This window comes from Exiguobacterium artemiae, assembly GCF_033342815.1.
Classification (GTDB): domain Bacteria; phylum Bacillota; class Bacilli; order Exiguobacteriales; family Exiguobacteriaceae; genus Exiguobacterium_A; species Exiguobacterium_A artemiae_A.
Map to the genome: position 1 here is coordinate 36,490 of NZ_JAWPEN010000015.1, position 23,770 is coordinate 60,259.

Here is a 23,770-nt window from a genome sequence, read left to right on the forward strand (position 1 = left end):
TTCGACTTATTAAAGTACCTCGACGAGGGTGGTAGTTTCCCGGCGATATCATTGAATTAGGCGAAACCATTGAAGACGGCATCACCTTTTAATCAGTCGTCAATCCTTTACCTACTCCCCACGCCTGATGTGTATAAAACAATTCATTCACTGATTGAAGCGGCTGCCAGACTAGACGATGATCCGGTTCACGGGAAACTTGAATCTGCTTTAGCAATCGTATCTCAAAAAAGGATGCATCATTCAGAATCGCTTCTCCGCTTGGTGCCAGTAGATACTGCTCGGCTCGACCAATCGGTGCCTCAATTCGAATCGTAAACCCGGTCTCTTCGAGCAGCTCTCTATGGAGTGCTTGCTCCGGCGTTTCTCCTCTTTCGATTCCACCACCCGGTAAAAGAAGATTTTTCAGTTTGGTCTCGACGGTTAAGAATGTCTGCTTTCGTTGATCGTAAACAATACCATAAACACTTTGCTTGTACTGGTATGACCGTCCTTTCAGTTTCATGCCGAAACTCAGTTTCTCCTGTTCCGAATCCATCATCGGTCATCTCCTTGATAATCTCCCGTCAATTTCCCTCCGTCGTCATAGCGACCGAACAGTCGCCGTTGCGCCGTATAGGCCAAAAACTTGGTCAGACGTTTTTCGTACTCCGGGCTGTCTTGCTTGCAGGCCTGGATATAACTGATCCGGACACGGATGTAGAGCTCCGGCAACGTCCGGAAAAATTGATAGGTGTCCGGATCTTTCTTCAGTTCCGTGATGATGGCGTGATCAATTTCAAACGGTACCGTCAAGTTAGGTGTCACCTTTATCCCTTGTTCCCGCATCTTTCCGAGTGCCATCAGTCGGCGAACCCGTTCTTTATTCAGTTCGGTCCAGTGACTGTTTGTCCGACGCGGTGTAAATCGCTGAAGCAGCCGGTCCCCGTCCTTCTTTTTAATCCCATCAATCCAACCAAAACAAAGAGCTTCTTCGACGGTTTCGGTGTAATCCAACTGATATTTTTCTGCATCTTTTTTATCAAATACGAGCCAAACTTCGGTCTCTGTTTGATAATGATTTTCCAGCCAACTCCGCCATTCCTTGATTGTTTCAACCTCTAACCGTGAAGTGCTGTCCATAATCCGTCACACCGCCTTTTTCATTCTCCTGTACCTTGTTCGACATTTTCGCAATACCCCCTCCTTAAAAAGCGAGTTCCTCTGAATTTTGGGTTGCACTCTCATTCAAGACTTGCTACACTCAATCCGAACACTTATTAAAATATTTTAAAAAGTAAAAAGGAGGTCCCTGATGGCTGGTATGAACATGGACTTATTAATCCGCTTGCGGCAAGCCCTCTTATTCGAACGGCTTCAGACGATCCCGGAATTGAGCCGGACGCTTTCGACGAGTTTCCCGACAATCAAAAAACACTTGGACCTTTTAATCGCACATGGTGAGGTCGACGAAGAGGATTCGGATGTATCGAGCGGTGGACGTCCGGCTAAACGCTATCGTCCCCGGGCCGATCACACTCACGGACTGGCGCTCTATCTCGAACTCGACGCCATCGGTTACCGGATCTTCGACGCTGTCGGTACGTTGCTGACGAACGGAACGGAAGCCGTTCCCCGCAAGCAACCGCACGTTCCGGCTCTCGTCCGCCTGATTCACCGGTTGCTTGCGCAAGATCCGCACATCACATTTTTAAGTGTCGGGGTGGCGGCGTCGGTCGAAAACGGTCAAGTCTTTTTTGCACCGGATTACCCGTCTTTGCAACAGGTCGATCTGAAACAGACGCTCGAATCCGAGTTCCACTTACCGGTCGTCGTCGAAAACGACATGAATGCAGCTGTCATAGGCTTTCACGAAGCCTATCAGCAACGGCAACAGTCCTTGATTTACTTGTACTTAGGAAAAAACGGACCCGGTTCCGGGATTCTAATCAACGGACAACTCGTCCGTGGCAGCAGTCACTTCGCCGGTGAGATTTCACTTGTCCCGCAGTATGACAAGGCAACGTTCGGACAACGGATCGCCGAGCGAAGTGACGTCTTGAACGCAGACACGATTGATGCGATCAGCCGGTTGACGACGACATTTGCCGCGACACTCAATCCGCACTTGTTGATTTTTAACGGCGCGGAAGTAACAGCGTCAGATTTGCAACAGATCCGGACGACAACAGCCCGGTATATTCCGGAAGCACATATTCCTAAGCTCGTCCGAAGTGACTGGGAGACAGATTATTTAACCGGCTTGACGCGTCTCGGATTACAGCTTCAGACAGAACAACCGATAAAGGGGACATCATAATGAGTGGAGTCTGGTTACTCAGCATCATCTATCTTGCATTCATCAGTTTAGGATTACCGGATTCGTTACTCGGCGTCGCCTGGCCCGTCATGCGGACAGAGTTCGGGGCTGATCTGGAAGTCGCCGGTTGGCTGTTCATGACGATTGCCGGCGGAACGATCATCTCGAGTCTGTTCAGCGGCAAAATTCTCAACCGGTTCGAAACAAGTCATATCACCGCCTTCTGTGCTGCTGTCACGGCTGGCAGCCTGATTGGATTTTATTTTGCCCCTTCGTTGCTCTGGCTGTTCCTGCTTGCGATTCCGCTTGGTCTCGGTGCCGGAGTCGTCGACGCGGCACTCAATCATTTTGTCGCGACCCGTTATAAAGCGCATCATATGAACTGGCTGCACTGCTTTTGGGGTGTCGGTGCAACGACCGGTCCGTTGATCATGGCAGCGATGATGAGCGAATCGGGCGACTGGCGCAGCGGCTACCTGACCGTCGCCCTGGTCCAGTTCGGTCTTGCCTTGCTGCTCGTCCTGAGCGTTCCACTTTGGAAACAGGCACCGGTCGCTGCCGCAGCACCGCCTGAAGATCTGTCCTTACACGGAACACAGGCAAAGCGGTTGACCGGTCTCCCGTTTGCGCTCGCCTCGTTTGTTCTCTATTGCGGTGCTGAAGCCCTGATCGGTTTATGGGGCAGCAGTTATCTCGTCCAGGTCAAATCCTTTTCCGTCGAGACGGCGGCCACCTGGATTTCCGTCTATTACGGCAGCATCACCGTCGGCCGGTTTTTGAGCGGTTTTTTATCACTCCGGATGACGAACCGCCAGTTGATCCGGTTGGGTCAAGGGACGGCCCTGCTCGGCAGTCTGCTGTTCTTCCTGCCGCTCGACGGTTTGATGCTGACCGGATTTATCCTGATCGGACTTGGACTTGCGCCGATCTATCCGGCCATGTTACACGAGACGCCGGTCCGGTTCGGCCAGGATGCGGCGAAACGCTTGATGGGGGTTCAAATGGCGTTCGCCTACAGCGGCAGTACGTTCCTGCCACCGTTGTTCGGTGTTCTCGCCTCGTTCCTGACGTTACAGCTGTTTCCGGTGACAGGCTTCCTAATGATTTTGTTCCTGTTGCTCTGTTCCGAACGGCTCAATCGTGTCCTTGCGAAACGGGCGCTGTCCCGCGCTTCCTAAATCATTCAAAAAGGAGTCTGCTCTCATGAAGATTGAACATATCGCCGTTTGGGTCAAGGATCTCGAACGGATGAAACACTTTTACGAAACGTATTTCGAGGCGCAGGCCAATGCGTTGTACCATAATCCGCTCAAAGGATTTTCGTCCTACTTTCTCCACTTTAAATCAGGTGCCCGGCTCGAATTGATGCACCGGACGGATATCGATCATGAGGCACCGCGCGAACGGTTCGGTTACGCCCACATCGCCTTTTCGCTCGGCAGCCGGTTCGCTGTCGATCAGCTGACGGCACGGCTCGAGGAGGACGGCTATACTCGGCTCGACGGTCCGCGTCTGACAGGCGACGGCTACTATGAAAGCGTCTTTCTTGATCCGGAAGGACTGACGATCGAACTGACCGTCTGACACTAATTCAAAAACACCATGCTGTTTCGTACGCTTCCGGTCAAGGAGACGTCGAACTTCATGGTGTTTTCTTTTGCATGTGTCCGGCCAATCATTCTGTAAACAGTTTGTACCTGTTTTTCCCCGATGATTTTGCTTCGTATAACGCGACATCCGCTTGACGCAGCAAAGTTTTCAGACTGGTGTCAGCGTCTTTGTAGGCAACGATTCCGATGCTGGTCGACAGTTCATATGTGTCCCATGTACTCAACCGGACAAGAATTTCATCTGCTTGATCGATCAATGCTTGCTGAGAGTCAAAATGCGTAAACCGAATGACGAATTCGTCTCCGCCCAAGCGAACGGCATAGGCTTCTTTTTGTCCTGCAATCAATGTCTTCAACCGTCTTGCGACCTCCTGCAGGACAGCGTCCCCGGCATCGTGTCCGTACACATCGTTGACGTTCTTGAAGCCATCCAAATCAAGGAAGAACAAGGTGCCTTCCGTCTGCGGATGCTGGTCGAATTGATGCGTCAAATACCGTCGATTGTACAGATCCGTCAACATGTCACGCCAGGCAAACCGCTCGAGTTCCAGATAATACGAAAACAGACGGACGATCCGTTGCAGTAACTCGATACTCTTGCTCTCGAACAGACTGACTTCATCATTGATGGCGCACAACGTACCGAACTTTTCTCCGTTCGCAAGTGAAATCGGAATCCCTAAATAGGACTGAACATTCGCCCCTTCCAGTACTTCCCTCATCCCGTCGAGACCGCGGTCTTTTGTGACATCTTCGTATATAAGCGGTTGTTTCGTTTGAAAATCGATGCGTTGGCAGAGCGAATAATTCAAATCAATGACCATTCCTTCTGTGACCGGCATCCGGGTCTGCTCTTCGGACAGTTTAATGATCAATTGCTCGGTCTCATTGATGGCTGATAATTGAACTACCTCCACCTACGCTTCGCTAAGAGGTGGAGGATTCCTGAGTTATCCGACCGATTGGTCGGAAATTTATCAGGCTAACCCCGTCGTCCCGACGGTTGTAAGTCTATCTTGTCCGTTTCTTTTGCGCGGATGCCTACTCTGCTTGGTTTTCGCTACTTCGGTCATCCGCAAGGTGAACGTTGAAGATTTTACGTGACAGACGAACTTCCTGTCACAACCCCATATCTTCAGTTTTCAAAGAACGCGACAGTTAATTTATTCCTGATTTTAATTATTTTTAAACCAAGAGTGTCGGACAATTGACGTGTCGCAAGACACGCCTTGTCCGAAGGCGATTCATCTCCCACTTTCACTTGGGCTTCGCCCTAGACGTTTAGAAGTGGGAGTATTCTCGCCTGATTTTGATAAATAAAACAGTTGTTCGGGCAGAATCTCTTTTGCAAGATCCAGTAAATCATCTGCCAAATCATCAAATTTCGTGTACATTTTCAGTTCTTCAAAGTGTATGCTCATTCAGCACCTCGACACGTCATAGTTTTTAAACACTTCGTCTGAGTTTTATATATAGCACCTGCTAATCTATTTCATTTTACCATATATCGGATATTGATTCGCCGTTCAACTCAAAAAACACCGCCTTGTCGCACATTCTCTCAACAGAGAACCGGTTACAAGGCAGTGTGTTTGGTCGCATTCAAGCGCGGTTTTTCCGCAACAGATACAAGAAGTACGGTACACCGATGATCGCTGTGATCAATCCGGCCGGAATTTCAAGCGGCGGATGAATCCCGCGCCCGATCGCATCAGCGACGACCAAAAGTCCACCGCCGACAAGGACGGCCATCGGAATCAACAGGTGGTGCCGGTGACCGATCAAACGTCGGGCCATGTGCGGGGCAACGAGTCCGAGGAACCCGATTGATCCGACCATCGCGACGGCGACAGCGGCGAGAACAACAGCAAGCGTAAGAAAGACATACCGGGTCCGTTTCATCCGTAACCCGAGACCGATCGCCGCGTCTTCACTGAGTGACAGAATATCGAGTTGCCGATGTCCGGACCAGATGGCGAGTCCGAGAATCAGAAAGACCGGCGCCAGGACATACACTTCCGTCCAGCCTTTGCCGAACAGACTGCCGGCAAGCCAGACGAGTGAGTCGTTCGTCTGGAGCGGAAACTTGATCAACAGATATTCCGTTCCTGACGCACAAATCGCACTGACGGCGATACCGAGTAACGCAAACGAACTGTGTTGCAGTTTTCCATGATCGGCAAGTAACATCAGGGCAATCATCACGAGTGCCGCTCCGCCCATCGCCGCAAGCGGCGTCAAAACGAGCGGACCGTCCGGAAGTAACGCAATCGTCAAAACGGCAAACAAGGCCGCTCCGTTCGTCACACCGATGACGTCCGGCGAGACGAGCGGATTCCGGATGATCGCCTGCAGCAAGACACCGGACAAGGCAAAACAAGCGCCGGCGAGCAAGGCGAGAATCATCCGCGGCAACCGGTAGTTCCAGACGATGAAGGCACTTCCGTCTCCCTGCAGGGCAGTCATGACTTCACCCGGTTTCAAGTAGACGGAACCAACACCAAGCAACAAGAAACTGAGGATAGCGACGAGAAGCATTGCGATGACGAGACCGGACCATGGCGCGAGACGAAGTCTGTTCATTTACGCCACCCCTTTCGTCTGGCGTTTCGCCAAGTATAAAAAGAACGGGGCTCCGAGTAACGCCGTCACGATGCCGACCGGCGATTCATACGGATAGGCAATGAAGCGGGCGAGCACGTCGGCAGTTGTCAGCAACAGCCCGCCGCATAACGCGGACACCGGCAGAACATACCGGTAATCCTCCCCGACCAGACGCCGGACGATGTGCGGGACCATCAGACCGATGAAGCCGATTGCCCCGGCGACGGCAACCGTCACACCGGCGAGCAACACAACGGCAACCGCTGCAAAGATCCGGATCCGGGTGATGTTCTGTCCCAGTCCGACAGCTACGTCCTGACCAAGTTGAAAAATCGCCAGCGACTTCGCCAGACTGAAGGCGAGAAGCAAGCCGATGATCGACCACGGCAGGATCAGACGGACTTCGATCCAACCGCTGTCACTGATCGATCCCGACAGCCAGTACAACACATTCGTGATCCGGTCATTAAACAGAATCAATCCTTTCGTCAGCGACGTCAGCAACAGATGAATCGCCATCCCGACAAGCGCCAGTTTCAGACTGGTCATTCCGCGGACGGACGCAAATGAAAACACGAGCAACCCGCCGATCATTGCACCAAAGAAAGCGAAGTACACGAGATTGGCCGTCCCGAGCGCCGGGAACAGCAATAACGCGAGAACCACGAACAACGAGGCTCCGGCGTTGACACCAAATACCTGCGGCGAGGCGAGCGGATTCCGGGTGACGGCCTGCATCAATGCTCCGGCGACGGCTAAGTTTGCTCCGAGTATCAGTCCCAGTACTAATCGTGGTAATCGAAGTGTCGTCAGAACCAGTGTTTCTTTTGACAGATCACCGGATGACCATTCCCGGATGGCTTCGAGCGGCCGAATCGTCGTCACGCCGAGAAACAGACTGAGATAGGAGCCGAGTCCAATCATTACAATAAGTAGAACGAACAAACGGATCAATCGTGTTTTCCGAATCATCAACGGGTCCCCCTTTCATCAACAAAAGCCAGATTGCTCTGGCTCGTGTCGTCATTTATGGTTTTTTCGGATACAGCAGTTGAATCGCTTCGTCGACGATTTGTTCCGCTGCGTCCAGTCCACGGTAACGGGTCCACAAGTCACGATTGACTTCGTAGACTTCACCTTTTTTCACAGCCGTGATTTGATTCCAGAGCGGATTCTTTTTCCACTCGTTGAGCAGTTTCGGATCGGCTTCCGCCATGAAGATGACATCGGGATCCCATTTGACGATCTGCTCCAGTGTAATCGTCACGGTTGGTTCCGCTGTTTTCGTGATAGCATTGTCGATGCCGAGTTTTTCAAGCAGTTCCCCGTCAAACGATGTCTCTCCGTGTGCCGTCAATGAATCGGACCGGAAGACACCGACCATGATTTTGCGTTGATCGTCCGCATCGACTTTTTGTTTGGCTGCTGCGAGACGTTTGTCATGCAGCTTCAGACGTTTGTCCATCTTGTCCGTTTGACCGACGGCTTCTGCAATGCTCTTAAATGATGCAAGGTTTTCCTGATAGGTCGCATTCCGGCTTTTTAAGATGATCGTCGGTGCGATTTGTTGCAGTTGTTTGTAAATCCCTTTGTGCCGGTTAAAGTCCCCGATGATCAAGTCCGGTTTCAGCGAGCTGATCACTTCGAGATTCGGTTGCTGGCGTGTCCCGACTTCCGTAAAGGAAATCTTCTTACCAAGCAGCCCCGATACATCATCCTTGTTTTCCTGTGCAATGCCGACCGGTTCAATGCCCAGTTCGTCGAGCGCGTCGACGAACGAGAACTCAAGGGCCACGATCCGTTTCGGATTGTCCGGTACGTTCGTTGTTCCTGCTTCATGCGTGACAGCGTGCGTTTTTTTCGTCGTCTCTTCTTTCGCTTGTCCGGCACATGCCGCAAGCATCAGACAACTCATTACCAAAAGCGCTAATGCGCCGGTCATTCGTTTTCGTAACATGAGGAGCCTCCTTCTTCATCCGGAATGAGAATCATTCTTAATTAATCCTGTTTCAGCATAACAAAGTTCATCACGAAACAAAAGACCAAATCTTATTTTCAGATAACATGCATCCTGTCATGAACGGGAATATGCGATAATGGAATCATCGATTAAAGGAGGAATTGTCTTGTCTACATTTATGAAAGACGTAGCCGGCCGGATCCATTATCCGCTCGGTCATACGTTAACCTTTGCCGATTTACCCGCGCTGCTTGAAGCCTTTGCCTATCACCTGCCGTTTGATAATGCATCGGTTCTCGAAAAAGAGTCGGTTCCGTTTGACCAGAACCGATTACGACAGACCTTCATCGAACGTCAGGCGGGCGGTGTCTGCTATGATCTCAACCATTTGCTGTACGAAGTGTTACGAATCAAAGGGTTTGACGTCGCCCTTCTCAAGGCGACCGTCTTCGATCAGGAAAATGACGTCTGGTCCGCGACCGGTCCGACCCACGTCGCCGTCCTGCTGTCGCACCAGGAGCAGACCTATCTCGTCGATACGGGATTCGGTGTCAATCTCGCCTTACGCCCGATTCCCTTGACCGGCGAAACCGTCACATCACCGAGCGGCAGCTACCGGATTGCCCCAAATGGCGCCGGTTATCAGCTGGAGATGTTACGGACCGGTCAGGACGATGAGTTTGTCATCGGGTACCATTTCTACACGCAACAGACGATCGAACCGGCTGCTCTATCCGACATGGAACGAATCATCCAGGAACATCCGGCTTCCCCGTTCAACAAACGCAGTCTGCTCGCCATCCGCAAGGCCGATGGACACCGTATTCTGACACGACAGGCGTTGACGACCTGGACCGACGGCAAGAAAACGATTCAACCAGTCACATCCGACGACCAGTACGCAGCCTTTAAACACGACTTCTTTTAAGGAGGTGAGGAGACTTGTATCGTTATACACTCTGTTTGATTCGCAAGAACGATCAGTGGTTGCTGCTGAACCGGCAAAAACAACCGGCGATGGGGATGTGGAACGGGGTCGGCGGTAAAATCGAAGCCGGTGAGTCACCGGCGGAATCCGTCATCCGGGAAACGTTCGAAGAAACCGGTCTGACTCTGACCGATGTCCAGTTTTCGGGGACGATTCTCCTGCAGGCGGACGAGACGGTCGGGATGTATCTGTTCCTTGCCGAACTTCCGCCTGATCAGCGCCTCGTAACACCGCTCGCGACCCGCGAAGGCATTCTCGACTGGAAACAGCTCGACTGGATCCTTCATCCGGACAATACCGGTGTCATCAGTAATCTAAAAGCCTACCTGCCGCACGTCTTGAAACAGACGACACCACAGCTCCATACGTTTCACTATGACGGGCACCGGCTGCTTGAGCACCATATTTCTGAATTGAAACAAATTCTCCACTAAAAAAAGACATCCGTTTGCCTGCTGCTGACCGAAATCAACAGCACAAACGGATGTCTTTTAGGTTTCAGTTAAATCCAAGCAGTTCCAAACCGGTCACGATCAATCCGACCATCACGATACCGGGCAGGAGATTCGCGACCCGGATTTTGGTGATGCCGGCTAGATTCAAGCCGATCGCTAAAATCATCACACCGCCGGTCGCCGTCATCTCAACGATGAATTGCTGGAGGATGGCGTCCGGAACAAATTGCGTGATCGCCACTGCGCTGAGAGCAATTGCTCCTTGATAAACAAGGACCGGAATCGCCGAAAAGATGACGCCGATGCCGAGGGTCGAGCTGAGGACAAGTGCCGTGAAGCCGTCAATCAGTCCTTTTGTATAGAGGACGTCATGGTCCTGACGTAAGCCGCCGTCAAGCGCCCCGAGTACACCCATTGCTCCGATGACGAAAATCAACGTCGCTGTGACGAATCCTTCTGCGATATTCGATGGATGCCCCCGCCCGATTTTTAGTTCAAGCCATTCTCCGACCCGGTTGAGCTTTTCATCAATCCGTAACCATTCACCGATTGCCCCGCCTAAGACGAGACTGCCGATGACGATCAGGAAGTTCTCACTCTTCAGCCCCATCTGAACACCAAGCACGACGACAGCGAGTCCGATTGCCTGGACAACCGTTTCTTTCGTCCGTTCGGGAATTTTATGAAACAGCAGACCGAGTAATGTACCGATGATGATTAATCCTGTATTGACAAGTGTGCCGGTTAAGACCATCCTGTATCCTCTTTTCTAAGTAATTATAATCACATATGGTATTTGAAATAATTATATTTCTGGTATTTCTTTTGACTGGGCCTGCTTTAAACTGTGGATCGTCATCCCGAGCATGACAAGCAGCATCCCGAACAACGCGAGACCGGTCGGAAAAACAGCGTGTAAAAACAGCATCTCCCCGAGGACAGTGAACAGGATTTCAAACGACTGTGTCGCTTCGACGGCTGCGAGACGGACCGGTTCCGTCCGGACGAGTGTCGTCGCGTAAAAGAACAGTGATGTCGCAATGACACCGGAGAATAAGGCGACCAGCCCCGACTGACCGACTTGTCCCGCCGATGGTAAGCCGACCTGTATGTAGGCGATCGCGGATAACACGAGCCAAAACGGCAGACTGGCCACCGTCATCCCGAGAATCCGGTCAAAGACATCGAGTTCGTCCCCGTACCGTTCCATCATCTTCCGGTTGCCGAGCGGATACGCGATCGCGGCACAGATGACCGGAAGGACACCGAGTAGCAACGCCGAAACGGACACCCCTTCTGCGACCGACAATTGCATCAGGCAGACACCCGCGACGATTAACAGCGAATAACGGAGCGATGCCCACGGAATCGTCTGTTTGAACAGCGGTGCCAGCAGCGGTCCGGCGAGAATTGTCACCTGCCAGGTTCCGGCAATCAGCCAGCCCGGTGAATAATCGGCGGCGAGGCAAATCCCGCTGTAAAAAATCCCGAAGCCGATCGTGCCGTAGGTCAGCCAAAAGCGCGGAGCATCCCGGAGTGCCGACCAGACACGACCAAGTCGGCGCCTGCAAGCGACAATCACGACCAACAGCGGCAACATCAGATAAAACCGTAAGGCGGCGCTGTAGATCCAGTGTCCCCCGCTCCCTTGCATCGATTGATTCAGGATGAAGGTGACGGCAAAAAACATCGCCGCCAAAATCCCGATTATAATGGGTCGCATGGCGTGTCCTCCTCCAGGGAAGCGATCAGATGGCGCCCAAGACCGTTCCAGTTGAGTTCCGTTGCACGGACAAGGTCTTCGATCCTGCCGTTTTGACAGGCTTCGATAATCGTCTGATGATCCGTGACCGAGTCATGCCCGTGACGGCTGAACTGGGCATACTCGAGCCGGCGGATCATCGGCGTCAAGCGGTTTAATGTGTCTGCCAGTTGACCGTTTTGACTCCGTTCGAGAAACAGCCCGTGAAAGGCGTCATCGAGTTGCAACGCTGACGCGGCATCCCCGCGGTTGATTGCTTCCTGAAACGTTTGATTGAGTTCGATTAAACGGGTGATATCCGCTTCCGGTAAAGGAAACGCGAGACGTGCCGCGAGCGCATGCAATGTCGCGACGATCGGAAACGTCTGCCTTGCCTGCGTCGCGTCAAGCATCGTCACATTCGTCCGTGATCCCCGTTTTGCAACGACGAGTCCCTCCTCCTCCAGTTTTTTCAATGCTTCGCGGACCGGTGTCCGGCTGACGCCAAACATTTCCGCAAGTTGCTGATCGTTCAGTTTTTGACCCGGTGCCAAGGTCAAGGTGATGATTTGCTGTTGCAGTCGTTGATACACTTCTTCACTTAGGGAAGTTCGTTGAATCGGTTGAGTTTTCATAAAACTAATATATTACATATCAATTGTGACTGTATAGTTTTTTTCCTCAAAAAAATAAAGCAACCAAAATCGGTTGCTTTATTTTGCTGACAACTCCTCATTTTCGCTTCCATAAAAATTGATTGATTCTAGCCAAACGGTACAACTTTCGGTCCCTTCTATCGAACAGAGCGGCATCGCCCTGTTCCATTCCTGATACCGCGGTTCTTTATCGTTTTTTAATCGAATCACATTGTGATAATACACAAAAGTGTTGAGTCACATGATAATATTTGCTCGCAGACAAAGTTTGCTCACACGGTATAAGAATTTAAGTATTAATTTGTTAAAGCATCAGTATCATTAATCCGTTAATACTCGATTAATAAAATCACTTTTCCCCTGCGTATAGCGTTCTCGATCATCCCTATATTCTTTCGCCAATTTTCTTTTGATTTCTCCGTATTCTTTTATGAGAGAGGGATCAGCTCTTAGCTTATCGCGAAACTTTATTTGTTCTTCCCAACGTACCTCGTTTACTTGAATGAGTTGTAAATGAGCTACTCGCTTATCCTTCTCTACTTGTACAAAAAACCTTCTCCAATCCTGACCATCCAATTCAGGTGGCACATAGTTCCAATTATTCGAAACAAGCGTGTCGATAATTTCATTGATTTTTTCGAACGATATGACACGTACCATCATATCGATAATAGGTTTGGCCGATAAACCCGGAACGGCGGTACTACCTATATGCTCTACCTCTTTGACATCAAATTGTGAAAGAATGTTAGACAGTTTTATTTTCTCCTGCAAACCTCTCTGCTCCCATTGTGAACTTGAAGCTTGTATTTCAACTGTTTCGTAAGCCCAGGCTGGAATAGATGAAGATTCATGATTTTTACCGTTCATGATTTCACTCCCTCTTCTTGATATTTAACATGTTGTTTATAGGAGAACAATTAAGTTCTTCGTTGCCGGACAACAACAGCAACTGAAATAGTAATCATATGTTTCTCCGTACGAATTCCTTCCCCAGAATTCGGCTGATCTTTCCTTACTTTTACATGTTATTTACCGCGTTTCCGATTAAAATAATCATAATTATCCTTCGCTACCTTGCTTTACAAGATAGTACAATATATACTTACCTTGTAATACATGTTAGTGAAACGAGGGCTGAATATGTCATCGACGCAAATGTTAAAAGGGATTCTCGACGGCTGTCTCCTCGCTCTGATTGCAGAGGAGGAACTGTACGGTTATGAACTGGCGACCAAGCTCGCCGCATACGGATTTTCCGACATCAGCGAAGGGACGATTTATCCGCTACTGATGCGGATGCAAAAACTCGGCTGGATTGAAGCGACGCAACGTCTCTCCCCGAGCGGACCAAAACGGAAGTATTATACCGTGACGCCGGACGGCCGTATGGAACTGGCCGCTTTTACGGCACGGTGGCGGCAATTATCGGCAAGTGTCCATCATATATTAAAGGAGGAGTCTTAAATGCAGACCTTATCTCCCGCGTCCGTTCGATTTTTGGCGGACTTAAAACTCTATTTGCTGGCGTCCGGCAAAAATGAACAGGCGACGCAGGACATCGTGACGGAACTCGAGAATCACTTACAAGAAGCAGAAGCCGACGGCAAGTCGACCATCGCGATTACCGGAGCCAGTCCGGCCGACTACATGAAATCCATCGCTTCGGAAATGACGACGGATTACCGTGAATCGGTTGCCGTCCTCTTGCAGATCATCGCCGGCGTGTTCAGTTATTTACTGTTTCAAGACCTTCTCGACGGACCGCTCGCGTACAGTCTTTATTTTCTAATCGGCTTCATCGTGTTGATCAGTCTCTTTCTGATTGCGCTGAGCCGATTGTTTCGGTACAGCGCCACGCATCCCGACTCGAAACGGTCATTCATCTGGTTCGGTCTTTACGGCAGTCTGACATTCCTCTTGCTGATTGGACTGTTTTTCACGGATTCGCTCGTCTCTTCGCCGATGATTCGTTTCTCCTGGTGGAGCAGCTGGCTGATTGGTCTGTTTGCCTTTTTATTCACCGTCTACACGGCTTACCGGGCAAAAACTTGGATTTTACCGATTGGTCTGCTTGCGTACCTGTTGCCGCAAGTCGTGATCCGGTACGGATTTGACGGCTCGCCACTACTCGCTGTACTGGTCGCTTATCTCTTTGCCACCGTCACGATGACCGGTCTGTTTTTTTATGAAACCAACTTCAAAAAATCGGAAACTATGGAGGATTAACCGATGTCTCACACGCTATTATTTGTTGTCATCCTTCTGTCGCTCGTGATTTGGTTGACACTCTCAAAAGAAGTCTCGAAATCCTCAAAAGAAATCAACCGTCCCAAAATGCTGACCTTGTTGAGCGCCGGCTGTCTGTCGACGCTGATTTTGGTTCTCGCACTGGTTCAACGATAACCACCATGTTCCTCCAATCAAACGGTAAGGAGACATTTCATGAACTTCAAAATATTTCTTCTCAGCTTCATCCTGATTTACCTGTTGCTCAGTCTTCCCGCCTTTTTCGGAATCGGGTATGTAATCGACTGGGTACCGGAAGCGACGCTTGGTCAGAAGTTCAACGGTTATGTGATCGAAGGACTGGGAAACCAGTTTTTGCTGAAAAGCTTATGCGCTGCGATCGCAAGTATCGTCCTGGGTCTCCTGCTGTCTAACCGTAAAGCAGGAACACGTATGTGATGGCACAAAAAGACGTCCCGCTCTGTTGGAGCAGGACGTCTTTTGCTGTATTTCTTCATTAGGTCAGTCACTCAGGAAGCCTGTTGTTTCTCGACGACTTTTTCTTTCCGGAATAAACCGAGGTAGACCAGTCCAAGGCCGAGACAGACAATCAGTCCGATGTAGACACTCATCATGAACGGCGCGAGGATCGCTCCGAGAATGATCGTCGAGCGGGACAACAGATCGGCACCGGCATGTGACGTTCCGGCAAAGGCCGAGTAAGCACCGCGTTGGTCGGCCGGCATCATATTGGCTTTTTCCGCGTTCAGCGTCGGGGAATAGAGCAGCTCCCCGATTGTCGCGATGAAGATGAAGGTCAAGAGCAGCGTCAGCGAATTGGCACTCGTCACCGTCGTATAGCCGATGATGTAGAGGACCAGTCCGCCGACCAGCGCCTGTTTGTTCGTAAAGCGATTTGAAAACCGTTGGATAAAGAACGTCAAACAGACGACAAGAATCGTATTTTCAATGTTGATCAAACTGAGCATTCGGACGCCGTTGACGGTCAGGTCACCGATCGTCACCGTGTCGAATTCATCCGCTAAACGAACGGCGACGTAACTGCCGATCGAAAACTCCGCTGCGAGGATACACATCGAACCGAAGACGACTTTGACGAACGGCCGGTCACGCCAGGCGATCTGATAACTTTTTCCGAGATCGACGAAGACAGTCCGGAGCGGCTGTTTCTGCCAGACGTGTTTCGATTCATCGAGCAACAAGTGGTAAGCGACCGGCAACAGCAGCGACGTACACGTCAGAAGACTGAATAAGAACAACCGGTTGCTGACGTAAAGCCAGCCGCCGAGCGCCGTTCCGAGGGCAATCGACAGATTGATCAGCCAGTAGTCGATCGCATACACCGCGCGCCGGTTTTCCGGTGTCGTCGCATCGATGATGATCGCACTCATCGCCGGCCGGCCGATATTGCTTGTCACCGTGAAGACGGCATAGGCAATCGTGAACAGTAACATCTGCTCCATGGCGAGAGAAATCGTCATTGTCAAAAACATCAAGCCGGTCGCTGTCGTCGACAGGACAAGCAACCGTTTCCGCGGGAAGCGGTCGGCGAGGTAGCCGCCGATCAGACCAATCAGAAAACTGAGTATCACTGTCCCGATCAAAAAGATTCCGGCAAACACTTTGTTGTAGGCTTGGACGAACAGCAATGCCATGAACGGCATGATCGCAAACGATATCGTCCGGTTGATAAACGATGTGACCAATCTTACTTTAATTGGTCGAGGCATTTCTTTCCATTTCATTTTTTATAGATCGGCGGAAATCCCCGACTTTAGTCAGGGGTGAGACCGACCTTCACCTCCTTCTGGTTGGATATCAACGAGCCAAGTCTTCGCTTTCTCGAGCAATATCAGTTTCTTATAAGAAGCAGATTTATGAATGCTGAAGCCTGCTAGCGTTCTGAGGTCGAAGTAGCCGTTCTTGCGTCTTCCGAAAACGAAACACGTTTGCTCCTCGTATTGCACCTTGTCGAACAGTTGATAGCCGTGGACAAGGCGCTCCGCTTTGTTCGCCTTTCTCTTACCCTTTTTACCGACGGTCATCTTATGCAGTTGACGGTTGTTCGCGCGTACCTGTCGGAAAAGATACGACACCTTTGGTTCTTCCGCTAATGGATTACCGCTGATACAACGTGCGTCGACAGCATGACGCTTCTCGAGTCCATTTTGAATGCGTCTGTTCTTCGTGAGGAACCCATAGGTAAGTTTGACGTAAGGATACGTTTCTTTAACAGCGTTGTAGATGAACCAACGCATGACTGTCATCTGCGAGGCATCACGGAAAGAACGTGATTTCCGTTGGAAAAGATGCTCTAAGTTTTCCTTGTGAATCTTTTTGTGGCACGTCTCACAGAGTGTGATGAGATTGTCTGGTGCATCACCACCGGTGCGACGGCTTTCGATATGATGGACGTTCAAGATTTTGTCCTTCGATTTTCCTTTGCAGTGCTGACACATGTGCTTGTCGCGGAAGAAGACATACTCCCGGACGTTCCAAAAGCCAAGTTGGTCTCCCTTCTGATACAGATCACCCGATATGTCAGGGCTCTTGATTTTTTGGATGTCGAACTGAGCGACTTCTATCGTTAGATGTTTGATCGGCAACAGACGATGAATCATCCGGATGAGTTTCAGATGGGAATCGACTTTATGCTGAACGGATGGCGCAAGCCATCCGTTAGGTTTCTTACGATTAAGAAAACGCGCTTGACGGTAGCGTGTCTTTCGACTTCTTCTTGCGCTTCGCATGGCACGTCGTGTCGCCAACAAGTCTTGGATGTCGGTACGCAGTTGAACTTGTCCTTCGAGCAAGACCTTCGTGGATGTTGTCGCTGAGAAACCAATCTGTTTCGTTCCGGCGTCCACCCCGAGGGAGATCGGTTGTTTATAACCACTTGACCCGTAGAGTAGTTGAATGGTGAATGGTGTTCGCTTGACTATTTTTGCTTTCTTCTCATCTAAAAGACGACGAGCTTTTCTTGGTTTACATGGCATTAAAGGTTCACCATGTTTATTGAGTACGAAAACGAGCATATCGTTTTCCTCCTTCGAGTTTGTTGTTCTTCGTCAATGTTGGAAAGGCTTTTTCCATCTGCAACACCGCCCCGACCTAACAGGACTTTTAATAACAGACGACAGGGCAAACGGCTAGAACGGGCACCGAGAGGTGTCATGACCCAACCAACGTAGTTCGTTAGAACCTAGACTAGTCAATTTCAAGCTGTATAAGCCCGTCACTTTAGTGATAGGTAATTGACATTGTCACCTTCCATTCTCTACCTGTATGATAAACAAGACACAGCAACTAAAAAATGGACATCGTTAAGAAAAGATGTCCCCTTTTAGAACGGAGGAATGAGATGGACGCGTATCTGTTCACGTTATGGAAAACCTGCCGGGAAGGTTCCTATTCGATTGCCGAACTGGCCGACACAATCCATTTAAGCCCCAAACAAACAAAACGGTATTTAACACGTTGGCAGGAAGACGGTTGGCTCGCGTATACGAGCGGCCGGGGCCGCGGTCATTTGACACAACTTGTCTGGCTCCGTCATGTCGAACGCGAATATGCGAAACAGATGCTCGAACGGATTGAACGCGAGTCGGTCGACGCGGTGACGGAAGAACTGAGCTGGGACTGGTCACCGGCGCAGACGGGACGGTTCATGCGAAAGCTTGAGCAAAAGTTCGGCTATACGCAGGAGTCGTCCGATGCCCTGCTGATTCCACGCCGGCGTCCTTTTTTGACGACCGATCCGCTCGACGCCGCCGACATTCACAGTGCCCACCTCGTCCAGAACGTCTTCAGCCGGTTGTTTGCGATTGACGCGGACGGCAAACTGCAAGGTGAACTGGCGCACCATTATGCCTGGAACGGTCCCGTCCTGTCGCTCTATTTACGAAAGGATGTCCGCTTCCATGACGGATCACTGCTGACGAGCAAGGATGTCACGAAAAGTCTCCGGAAACTGGTCGCTTATCCGGCGTATGCCCGGTCGTACCGGCATGTCGAGCACATCCAATCCAACGGACCGTACCAGGTCGATATCACGTTAGATCAACGCCGCCATTCGCTGCTTCCGAAACTGGCGACGATCCATACGAGCATCGGGAAAGACAACGTCGGGACAGGACCGTTCCAGCTGACGCAAAACGATCCGAAAAAGACGATTCTGTCGGCATTTCCGAGTTATTACGGCATCCGCGCCCTGCTTGACCGGATCGAGTTCATTCAAATGCCGGATGCCTATGACCCCGTCTACCGGACATCACGGTCAGATTCCGGTGAGACGGATACGATTTCGACCCAATCCGGTTTTGGACTCGTCTTTTTGAATCCGCGTCCCGGCGGCCCGTTCGAACGGCCGGAAGCACGGCACTATATACATCGGTTGATTGCCACAATCCGCCCAACGGTTCAAACGGTCAGTGAACGATCCTATCCGAACGACCGCGGGTTTCTGGAACAGTTCAGTTCCGTCCACCCGCTCCCGGATGGTCCTGCCGTTTTGTTTACGCAGCCGCTCCGGATCAAGCTGACCGACTTCACGGACAAGGTGACCCGCTGGTTATGCGAGACGTTTGACGCGCACGGGATTCCTTATGAGTTCGTTCCGATTAGTTTTAAAGCAAGCATCACCGATTTCCATGCCTTTGAGACGATTGATCTCGCCGTTCACGCCGAAGTGTTCGAACGGAACTTACCGGTCGCCTTTCATCAGTTTTTAACGAATGATTTTTCCCCGCCGGCGAAGATGTTCCGGCAAATGCCGGAGATGGAGACATGGATTGACCGGTACGACGAGACGCCGTTTGAGGACTGGATGAGGCTGCACCAGACGGTCGAGCGGCATTTGATCGACTCGTCCTATTTCATTCCGCTGTATGATGATACCCGAATCATCCCGTTTCCGATTGAATTACAAAACATCACGATTGATTCGTTCGGCTACTTTGACTTCTCGAAACTATGGATTTCTTCCTGACCTCCGACTTACCTCGGAGGTTTTTTTGTCGGTTGCTTGACAAAATGATGGCATACTTGTGACAAACATCACGTACTTTTTTAAATCTAGTATTTTATCTATTGCATTAAAATGACTTCTGGCAGATACTGAAATCGAACCTGATTCGATCATCCATTATCCGAAAAGGAAGTGTCCTTATGTTAACGTCATCGACAATCGCCATCATCAAATCAACCGTCCCGGTTCTCGCCGAACACGGGCACAGCATCACACGTGTCTTCTATCAGCGCCTGTTTGACAATCATCCGGAAATGAAACATATCTTCAATCAGTCGAATCAAAAAAACGACCGCCAGTCGCAAGCGCTTGCGACAGCTGTCTATGCCGCCGCCGCTTACATCGATCAGCTTGAGACGTTGAAACCGACGTTACTGCCGGTCCTCCATAAACACCGCAGCCTGCAGATTAAACCGTACATGTACGACATCGTCGGAACGGAACTGATCGGTGCGATTCAGGACGTCCTCGGTGAAGCAGCGACACCGGACATCATCGACGCCTGGACAGCCGGCTACGGGGAAATCGCCAAGCTGTTCATCTCGCTCGAAGCAGAACTGTATCAACAGGATGAACAGGCAACGAACTTCGAAGGGTATCAACCGTTCATCATCGAGAAGGTGACGACTGAATCAAGCGATATCAAAGCGTTTACGCTACGTCCGGCAGACGGACGACCACTTGCTCCGTACCAAACCGGTCAATATGTCACAGTCCGCCTGCAGGCACCGGATGGCTTATGGCAAAACCGCCAATACAGTCTGACGACAGTCGCCAACGGCACATCGTACACGATCGGCGTCAAACAGGACGGGTCCGTCTCGCGTCAGCTGCACGGTCTATCCGTCGGGGAAACGGTCCTGCTCAGTGCACCGGCCGGTTCGTTTACATTAACGGACGCTTCGACGCCATTCGTCGGTCTCGCCGGCGGAATCGGTTTGACTCCCCTCCTCGCGATGACCGAAGCGGCCCTTGCGGCTGGGCGTAAAACGACGTTATACGTCGCCGTCCAGGACGATCTCGATCGCCCGTTCGCCGAACAATTGGCTCAGTTTGAAGAACAGGGAGCAACAATCATCCGCTATGCGGAACGTAATGCATTGCCGGGTACAACACCGGGACGCTTGTCGGTGGATGATGTAACGAACATTGACCGGGCGGCCGACACGTATGTGTGCGGACCGGAAGCGATGATTCAGTTCGTCCGCCGCTACTTTAGCGGTCAGGCGGACAAATTGCACTTTGAAGTGTTCGGACCAAGTCTAGCACTCGAAGCGCCGACCACCGTTTCTTAACGTATTTCTATCTTTCACGACAAAAAAACGGACGAGACTGCCCTTTTCTCAAGGGTTCAGTCTCGTCCGTTTTTTTCATCATACCGACCGACTCTACGGTCCTATGTACGTTATTATTTTTCAAGCTCCGGTGTAATCCGTCGCCATAAAACATTCAACATGACCGTCATTCCACCGATTGGAATCAAAAACATCAACGCGAGCATCGCCATTCCATCCATCGTCTGCATTCTCCTCTGTAAGCGTTTTTTTAAGTATAACGCCTCCCGTTTCTCCTGCCCTCCGCCTGAAGGCCGATTTGTCATCCGACCTCGTCCCGTCGCACTTCCGCTGCCGGTGATTTACGCTGAAGTCGCAGGATCAGCAGGATGAGCAGACCGCTTCCGGAAAAGAACAGAAAGACGGTGTCAATTGCAAAAACGGTCGTCAAGTATGCCGATAATCCGAAGAACAGTGCCGAACTGAAGGTTGAAGCCGCGACCATCGCCGAACGGATCCGTCCGAGCAAGGCATCCGGTGTCGTCTGTTGCAGAAGCGTCGAAAACGGAATTCCGAACAGACTGAGCGCCATCCCGAGCAACAACATCCCGCTGAAAGCAAACGGCAGAGTCGTCGTCAGCCCGATCAGCAACGTAAAACCGCCCTGCAGGACCATCGACAGGTAAAACATCTGCATCAGATCAATCCGGTTCGCAAATCGTGCATACAACAGGGACATGCCGATTCCGCCGATGACGAGGGCCAGTTCGAGCATCGAAAACGTATTCGCTCCGCCTCGGATGACGTCTTTCGCAAACGGTGCGAGTAACGCGTTGACCGGTGTAATCATCCAGTTGGCGAGGATACCGAAGACTAAAATCCGGATCAATCGGCTGTCCCGCGCTAAATATGTAAACCCTTCCCGTAAATCGGTCCAATAAGTCAGTTTCGGTTTGACTGCCTTGTCCGGTGCCGACCGTAACGGGAACAACAGGAACCAGGCAATCAGATGTACCACGGCTTCCATCCCTAAAATCACTGTAATCGAAAACCCGCTGATCAATAGCCCTCCCGCCAGCAAGCCGGCAAGTGTCCCGACCCGGTCGAGCGTACTCAAGTAAGCATTGGCGACCGGTAATTGTTCGGAGACAACAATCCGGGTGACGACCTTAAACGCGGTATTCCCACCGATGACTTGTAACAGCGTCTGGACAGCGAGCAGACAGAGCAACGGCACAAGCAGAGCGTCAGTCTGTGTCAGGATGAACCAGACGGCAAGGAGCAGGAAAACGCGGATCAGGACGGTCGCTTTCAGCAGACGGACCGGCTCGATCCGGTCAATCCACGGTCCGACCAGACTCGAACTGATGAATCGAATCACGAATACGGCACCAATCACTAACGAGACGGCTGCCGGCGACAACAGCTGCGCACATGTCCAGTAGATGGCAATATAGGAAATACTGGCGCCGACGACGGCAATCAGGTCGGACACATAAAAATAACGAAACAGGCGGTTCATTCCAACTTCTCCTCTCACGAGCGGATTCTCTCCCCCGACATTTTCTCTTTCATCAGTTTACACTTTTTTACATAATCAGGACAGAAGCATTTCCATTTTTTACAGAACGGGGTTTTTCCGACATCTGTTCGTCATATTCGATGGATCTTGTTATCGACTTCTCATCGGACTGTAACGAACATTGCGAGGTAAGTCCTCTATACTGAACACAGAAGGAAGTGAAGAGCCATGAGAATGCATACACGTACAGTCACCCATCACGAATCGACGGATCATCCATCAGAAACACGGCTCGGCTATTACTTTTTATTAATCGTCTTGCCGCTTGGTCTGGCGCATCTTGCCCAGTCGCTGATTCCATCAGTCGATTCCCATCAATCGTTTTTATTGTCCCTGCTTACGGTTGGCGCGATCAGTCTGTTTTCGATTCTCGGACGTCGGACCGACGGCAGTGCTAAAACTACCTTTTTCAGCTACGCGCTGTTTTTAGTCGTCAGTTTAACGTCGACCTTTGTCATGCCGCTAATCTAAGATGAAATACATAACGTTTCATCTTCTCAGACACAAAAAAAGCCAGTTTCCGCATTGCGGAAGCTGGCTTTTTGTCGGATTTAGTTGTTTGCACCGACATACGTGAAGAGTGGTCCGCGCAGTTCAAACGAATAATCTTCCGCATTGACGATGCCGACGCTTTGATCGCTGTCGAGCAACTGATCGAGGAACGTCGCCATTTCCGCCGCCGTATGGTACTTGGCGACGTTTTTACTGTAGTCGAAGCCTTGTTCTCCGCGCGACCGGTCCGCAAATTCCGTTTCCGTCGCCGCCGGTGCAAGAACTTTCGCCCGCAGTTTCGCCCCGGAGTTTTTCAGTTCTTGCGCCAGTCCTTCCGTATAGGCACTGACATAGAATTTCGTCGCGCAGTACGTGACGGCGTTCGGAACAATCCGGTAGCCGCCGCCGGAGGAGACGTTGAGGACCGTCGTGCCTTCGACGTCATGATAATCGTGGACGTAACGGCTCGTTAAGACCGTCAAGGCTTCGATGTTCAGACGGAGCATCTTCTCGACTTTCGGGACCGAAATATCTTTGACATTATCGAAATCACCGAATCCGGCATTATTGATCCATGTCTCGAGATCGAGATCTTTCAAGGAATCGTACAGTTCGTGGACATTGGCCGATTCCGTCAAATCAACGGACCGCAGAATGACATCGCTGTCCGGTGCAAGGGCTTTGACTTCATCGCGTAATTTTTCCAGTTCATCTGTTCGGCGGGCGACGAGAACCAGTGATTTCCCTTTTTTCGCAAGCACTTTGGCTGTTTCGTAACCGATACCGGAGCTGGCTCCTGTAATGACTGTGTATTTCATCAACAATTCCCCATT

27 protein-coding genes are annotated in these 23,770 nt (G+C 50.8%); 12 read left to right on the forward strand and 15 right to left on the reverse strand.

Annotated elements, in window-relative coordinates; all coding sequences use genetic code 11:
- Nucleotides 1-88: 88 nt before the first annotated feature.
- Together R7V76_RS13040 and R7V76_RS13045 are read right to left on the reverse strand one after the other, a co-directional pair.
- On the reverse strand, nucleotides 89-541 hold the full coding sequence (locus tag R7V76_RS13040; protein ID WP_318093008.1) for an NUDIX domain-containing protein: 453 nt from the start codon (nucleotides 539-541) through the stop codon (nucleotides 89-91).
- A complete protein-coding gene (locus R7V76_RS13045; RefSeq protein ID WP_318093010.1) occupies nucleotides 538-1,122 on the reverse strand; it encodes a YdeI/OmpD-associated family protein in 585 nt (194 codons plus the stop codon). Before R7V76_RS13045 ends, R7V76_RS13040 begins: the two co-directional genes overlap by 4 nt.
- A 172-nt stretch (nucleotides 1,123-1,294) precedes the next feature.
- Here R7V76_RS13045 and R7V76_RS13050 point away from each other — a divergent pair, with 172 nt between their 5' ends.
- The 3 genes from R7V76_RS13050 to R7V76_RS13060 are packed head-to-tail and all read left to right on the forward strand — an operon-like array spanning nucleotide 1,295 to nucleotide 3,883.
- Nucleotides 1,295-2,299, forward strand: coding sequence for an ROK family transcriptional regulator (locus R7V76_RS13050; protein ID WP_318093012.1), 1,005 nt, complete (start codon nucleotides 1,295-1,297; stop codon nucleotides 2,297-2,299).
- A complete protein-coding gene (locus R7V76_RS13055; RefSeq protein WP_318093014.1) occupies nucleotides 2,299-3,477 on the forward strand; it encodes an MFS transporter in 1,179 nt (392 codons plus the stop codon). Before R7V76_RS13050 ends, R7V76_RS13055 begins: the two co-directional genes overlap by 1 nt.
- A 25-nt stretch (nucleotides 3,478-3,502) precedes the next feature.
- Nucleotides 3,503-3,883: a VOC family protein gene (locus tag R7V76_RS13060; RefSeq protein ID WP_318093016.1), complete on the forward strand. Its 381-nt coding sequence runs from the start codon at nucleotides 3,503-3,505 to the stop codon at nucleotides 3,881-3,883.
- Between the two features lie 91 nt (nucleotides 3,884-3,974).
- On the opposite strand, the gene R7V76_RS13065 is transcribed toward R7V76_RS13060, so the two are convergent.
- From R7V76_RS13065 to R7V76_RS13085, 5 genes are all read right to left on the reverse strand, one after another.
- Nucleotides 3,975-4,826 carry a sensor domain-containing diguanylate cyclase gene (locus tag R7V76_RS13065; RefSeq protein ID WP_318093018.1) on the reverse strand — a complete coding sequence of 284 codons (852 nt, stop codon included), beginning with the start codon at nucleotides 4,824-4,826 and terminating at the stop codon, nucleotides 3,975-3,977.
- 327 nt (nucleotides 4,827-5,153) lie between these two features.
- Nucleotides 5,154-5,330 carry a hypothetical protein gene (locus tag R7V76_RS13070; RefSeq protein WP_318093020.1) on the reverse strand — a complete coding sequence of 59 codons (177 nt, stop codon included), beginning with the start codon at nucleotides 5,328-5,330 and terminating at the stop codon, nucleotides 5,154-5,156.
- 181 nt (nucleotides 5,331-5,511) lie between these two features.
- Nucleotides 5,512-6,492: a FecCD family ABC transporter permease gene (locus tag R7V76_RS13075; RefSeq protein ID WP_318093022.1), complete on the reverse strand. Its 981-nt coding sequence runs from the start codon at nucleotides 6,490-6,492 to the stop codon at nucleotides 5,512-5,514.
- Entirely contained in the window at nucleotides 6,493-7,485 is a 993-nt protein-coding gene (locus tag R7V76_RS13080) for a FecCD family ABC transporter permease (RefSeq protein ID WP_318093024.1), read from the reverse strand. It lies immediately after the preceding gene.
- 55 nt (nucleotides 7,486-7,540) lie between these two features.
- Nucleotides 7,541-8,470, reverse strand: coding sequence for an ABC transporter substrate-binding protein (locus tag R7V76_RS13085; RefSeq protein ID WP_318093025.1), 930 nt, complete (start codon nucleotides 8,468-8,470; stop codon nucleotides 7,541-7,543).
- A 169-nt stretch (nucleotides 8,471-8,639) separates the two neighbouring features.
- Between R7V76_RS13085 and R7V76_RS13090 the strand changes: the two genes are divergently transcribed.
- Nucleotides 8,640-9,401, forward strand: coding sequence for an arylamine N-acetyltransferase family protein (locus R7V76_RS13090; protein WP_318093027.1), 762 nt, complete (start codon nucleotides 8,640-8,642; stop codon nucleotides 9,399-9,401).
- Between the two features lie 14 nt (nucleotides 9,402-9,415).
- On the forward strand, nucleotides 9,416-9,895 hold the full coding sequence (locus R7V76_RS13095; RefSeq protein WP_318093028.1) for an NUDIX hydrolase: 480 nt from the start codon (nucleotides 9,416-9,418) through the stop codon (nucleotides 9,893-9,895).
- A 64-nt stretch (nucleotides 9,896-9,959) separates the two neighbouring features.
- On the opposite strand, the gene R7V76_RS13100 is transcribed toward R7V76_RS13095, so the two are convergent.
- The 4 genes from R7V76_RS13100 to R7V76_RS13115 form a co-directional block, all read right to left on the reverse strand.
- Nucleotides 9,960-10,670, reverse strand: a complete 711-nt coding sequence (locus R7V76_RS13100; RefSeq protein WP_318093030.1) for a DUF554 domain-containing protein — start codon at nucleotides 10,668-10,670, stop codon at nucleotides 9,960-9,962.
- A gap of 51 nt (nucleotides 10,671-10,721) precedes the next feature.
- Nucleotides 10,722-11,639 (reverse strand): DMT family transporter, encoded by a 918-nt coding sequence (locus R7V76_RS13105; RefSeq protein WP_318093031.1) that lies wholly within the window; start codon nucleotides 11,637-11,639, stop codon nucleotides 10,722-10,724.
- Nucleotides 11,624-12,292, reverse strand: a complete 669-nt coding sequence (locus R7V76_RS13110; protein WP_318093033.1) for a GntR family transcriptional regulator — start codon at nucleotides 12,290-12,292, stop codon at nucleotides 11,624-11,626. The genes R7V76_RS13105 and R7V76_RS13110 overlap by 16 nt, the downstream gene beginning before the upstream one ends.
- Before the next feature lie 342 nt (nucleotides 12,293-12,634).
- Nucleotides 12,635-13,183, reverse strand: a complete 549-nt coding sequence (locus R7V76_RS13115; protein WP_318093035.1) for a GrpB family protein — start codon at nucleotides 13,181-13,183, stop codon at nucleotides 12,635-12,637.
- A 273-nt stretch (nucleotides 13,184-13,456) separates the two neighbouring features.
- Here R7V76_RS13115 and R7V76_RS13120 point away from each other — a divergent pair, with 273 nt between their 5' ends.
- The 4 genes from R7V76_RS13120 to R7V76_RS13135 are packed head-to-tail and all read left to right on the forward strand — an operon-like array spanning nucleotide 13,457 to nucleotide 15,001.
- Nucleotides 13,457-13,780, forward strand: coding sequence for a PadR family transcriptional regulator (locus R7V76_RS13120; RefSeq protein ID WP_318093037.1), 324 nt, complete (start codon nucleotides 13,457-13,459; stop codon nucleotides 13,778-13,780).
- Complete coding sequence (locus tag R7V76_RS13125; RefSeq protein WP_318093039.1) at nucleotides 13,781-14,542, forward strand: HAAS domain-containing protein; 762 nt, start codon at nucleotides 13,781-13,783, stop codon at nucleotides 14,540-14,542.
- 3 nt (nucleotides 14,543-14,545) lie between these two features.
- Nucleotides 14,546-14,719, forward strand: coding sequence for a hypothetical protein (locus tag R7V76_RS13130; protein WP_318093040.1), 174 nt, complete (start codon nucleotides 14,546-14,548; stop codon nucleotides 14,717-14,719).
- 39 nt (nucleotides 14,720-14,758) lie between these two features.
- Nucleotides 14,759-15,001 carry a hypothetical protein gene (locus R7V76_RS13135; protein ID WP_318093042.1) on the forward strand — a complete coding sequence of 81 codons (243 nt, stop codon included), beginning with the start codon at nucleotides 14,759-14,761 and terminating at the stop codon, nucleotides 14,999-15,001.
- A gap of 71 nt (nucleotides 15,002-15,072) precedes the next feature.
- On the opposite strand, the gene R7V76_RS13140 is transcribed toward R7V76_RS13135, so the two are convergent.
- Complete coding sequence (locus R7V76_RS13140) at nucleotides 15,073-16,308, reverse strand: MDR family MFS transporter (protein ID WP_318093044.1); 1,236 nt, start codon at nucleotides 16,306-16,308, stop codon at nucleotides 15,073-15,075.
- Nucleotides 16,309-16,341: 33 nt separating this feature from the next.
- On the reverse strand, nucleotides 16,342-17,598 hold the full coding sequence (gene iscB, locus R7V76_RS13145; protein ID WP_318093046.1) for an RNA-guided endonuclease IscB: 1,257 nt from the start codon (nucleotides 17,596-17,598) through the stop codon (nucleotides 16,342-16,344).
- Between the two features lie 326 nt (nucleotides 17,599-17,924).
- Here iscB and R7V76_RS13150 point away from each other — a divergent pair, with 326 nt between their 5' ends.
- Together R7V76_RS13150 and R7V76_RS13155 are read left to right on the forward strand one after the other, a co-directional pair.
- Complete coding sequence (locus R7V76_RS13150; RefSeq protein WP_318093047.1) at nucleotides 17,925-19,550, forward strand: ABC transporter substrate-binding protein; 1,626 nt, start codon at nucleotides 17,925-17,927, stop codon at nucleotides 19,548-19,550.
- 179 nt (nucleotides 19,551-19,729) lie between these two features.
- Complete coding sequence (locus R7V76_RS13155) at nucleotides 19,730-20,884, forward strand: globin domain-containing protein (protein ID WP_318093049.1); 1,155 nt, start codon at nucleotides 19,730-19,732, stop codon at nucleotides 20,882-20,884.
- Between the two features lie 301 nt (nucleotides 20,885-21,185).
- Here the strand turns inward: R7V76_RS13155 and R7V76_RS13160 are convergent, their stop codons facing one another.
- The gene (locus R7V76_RS13160; protein ID WP_318093051.1) at nucleotides 21,186-22,385 is read right to left on the reverse strand and encodes an MFS transporter; all 1,200 of its coding nucleotides are present in this window, start codon (nucleotides 22,383-22,385) and stop codon (nucleotides 21,186-21,188) included.
- A 234-nt stretch (nucleotides 22,386-22,619) separates the two neighbouring features.
- On the opposite strand from R7V76_RS13160, the gene R7V76_RS13165 reads away from it, so the two are divergent.
- A complete protein-coding gene (locus R7V76_RS13165) occupies nucleotides 22,620-22,916 on the forward strand; it encodes a hypothetical protein (protein WP_251135853.1) in 297 nt (98 codons plus the stop codon).
- Nucleotides 22,917-22,996: 80 nt separating this feature from the next.
- Here R7V76_RS13165 and R7V76_RS13170 read toward each other — a convergent pair whose 3' ends face one another.
- Entirely contained in the window at nucleotides 22,997-23,755 is a 759-nt protein-coding gene (locus R7V76_RS13170) for an SDR family NAD(P)-dependent oxidoreductase (protein WP_318093053.1), read from the reverse strand.
- Nucleotides 23,756-23,770: the final 15 nt, after the last annotated feature.

Excerpts from the sequence above, each read along its gene's own strand:
- R7V76_RS13040 (WP_318093008.1), bottom strand. The coding sequence starts at position 541 with ATGATGGATTCGGAACAGGAGAAACTGAGTTTCGGCATGAAACTGAAA.
- R7V76_RS13045 (WP_318093010.1), bottom strand. The coding sequence starts at position 1,122 with ATGGACAGCACTTCACGGTTAGAGGTTGAAACAATCAAGGAATGGCGG.
- R7V76_RS13050 (WP_318093012.1), top strand. The coding sequence starts at position 1,295 with ATGGCTGGTATGAACATGGACTTATTAATCCGCTTGCGGCAAGCCCTC.
- R7V76_RS13055 (WP_318093014.1), top strand. The coding sequence starts at position 2,299 with ATGAGTGGAGTCTGGTTACTCAGCATCATCTATCTTGCATTCATCAGT.
- R7V76_RS13060 (WP_318093016.1), top strand. The coding sequence starts at position 3,503 with ATGAAGATTGAACATATCGCCGTTTGGGTCAAGGATCTCGAACGGATG.
- R7V76_RS13070 (WP_318093020.1), bottom strand. The coding sequence starts at position 5,330 with ATGAGCATACACTTTGAAGAACTGAAAATGTACACGAAATTTGATGAT.
- R7V76_RS13075 (WP_318093022.1), bottom strand. The coding sequence starts at position 6,492 with ATGAACAGACTTCGTCTCGCGCCATGGTCCGGTCTCGTCATCGCAATG.
- R7V76_RS13080 (WP_318093024.1), bottom strand. The coding sequence starts at position 7,485 with ATGATTCGGAAAACACGATTGATCCGTTTGTTCGTTCTACTTATTGTA.
- R7V76_RS13085 (WP_318093025.1), bottom strand. The coding sequence starts at position 8,470 with ATGTTACGAAAACGAATGACCGGCGCATTAGCGCTTTTGGTAATGAGT.
- R7V76_RS13100 (WP_318093030.1), bottom strand. The coding sequence starts at position 10,670 with ATGGTCTTAACCGGCACACTTGTCAATACAGGATTAATCATCATCGGT.
- R7V76_RS13105 (WP_318093031.1), bottom strand. The coding sequence starts at position 11,639 with ATGCGACCCATTATAATCGGGATTTTGGCGGCGATGTTTTTTGCCGTC.
- R7V76_RS13110 (WP_318093033.1), bottom strand. The coding sequence starts at position 12,292 with ATGAAAACTCAACCGATTCAACGAACTTCCCTAAGTGAAGAAGTGTAT.
- R7V76_RS13115 (WP_318093035.1), bottom strand. The coding sequence starts at position 13,183 with ATGAACGGTAAAAATCATGAATCTTCATCTATTCCAGCCTGGGCTTAC.
- R7V76_RS13120 (WP_318093037.1), top strand. The coding sequence starts at position 13,457 with ATGTCATCGACGCAAATGTTAAAAGGGATTCTCGACGGCTGTCTCCTC.
- R7V76_RS13125 (WP_318093039.1), top strand. The coding sequence starts at position 13,781 with ATGCAGACCTTATCTCCCGCGTCCGTTCGATTTTTGGCGGACTTAAAA.
- R7V76_RS13130 (WP_318093040.1), top strand. The coding sequence starts at position 14,546 with ATGTCTCACACGCTATTATTTGTTGTCATCCTTCTGTCGCTCGTGATT.
- R7V76_RS13135 (WP_318093042.1), top strand. The coding sequence starts at position 14,759 with ATGAACTTCAAAATATTTCTTCTCAGCTTCATCCTGATTTACCTGTTG.
- R7V76_RS13140 (WP_318093044.1), bottom strand. The coding sequence starts at position 16,308 with ATGAAATGGAAAGAAATGCCTCGACCAATTAAAGTAAGATTGGTCACA.
- iscB (WP_318093046.1), bottom strand. The coding sequence starts at position 17,598 with ATGCTCGTTTTCGTACTCAATAAACATGGTGAACCTTTAATGCCATGT.
- R7V76_RS13150 (WP_318093047.1), top strand. The coding sequence starts at position 17,925 with ATGGACGCGTATCTGTTCACGTTATGGAAAACCTGCCGGGAAGGTTCC.
- R7V76_RS13155 (WP_318093049.1), top strand. The coding sequence starts at position 19,730 with ATGTTAACGTCATCGACAATCGCCATCATCAAATCAACCGTCCCGGTT.
- R7V76_RS13160 (WP_318093051.1), bottom strand. The coding sequence starts at position 22,385 with ATGAACCGCCTGTTTCGTTATTTTTATGTGTCCGACCTGATTGCCGTC.
- R7V76_RS13165 (WP_251135853.1), top strand. The coding sequence starts at position 22,620 with ATGCATACACGTACAGTCACCCATCACGAATCGACGGATCATCCATCA.
- R7V76_RS13170 (WP_318093053.1), bottom strand. The coding sequence starts at position 23,755 with ATGAAATACACAGTCATTACAGGAGCCAGCTCCGGTATCGGTTACGAA.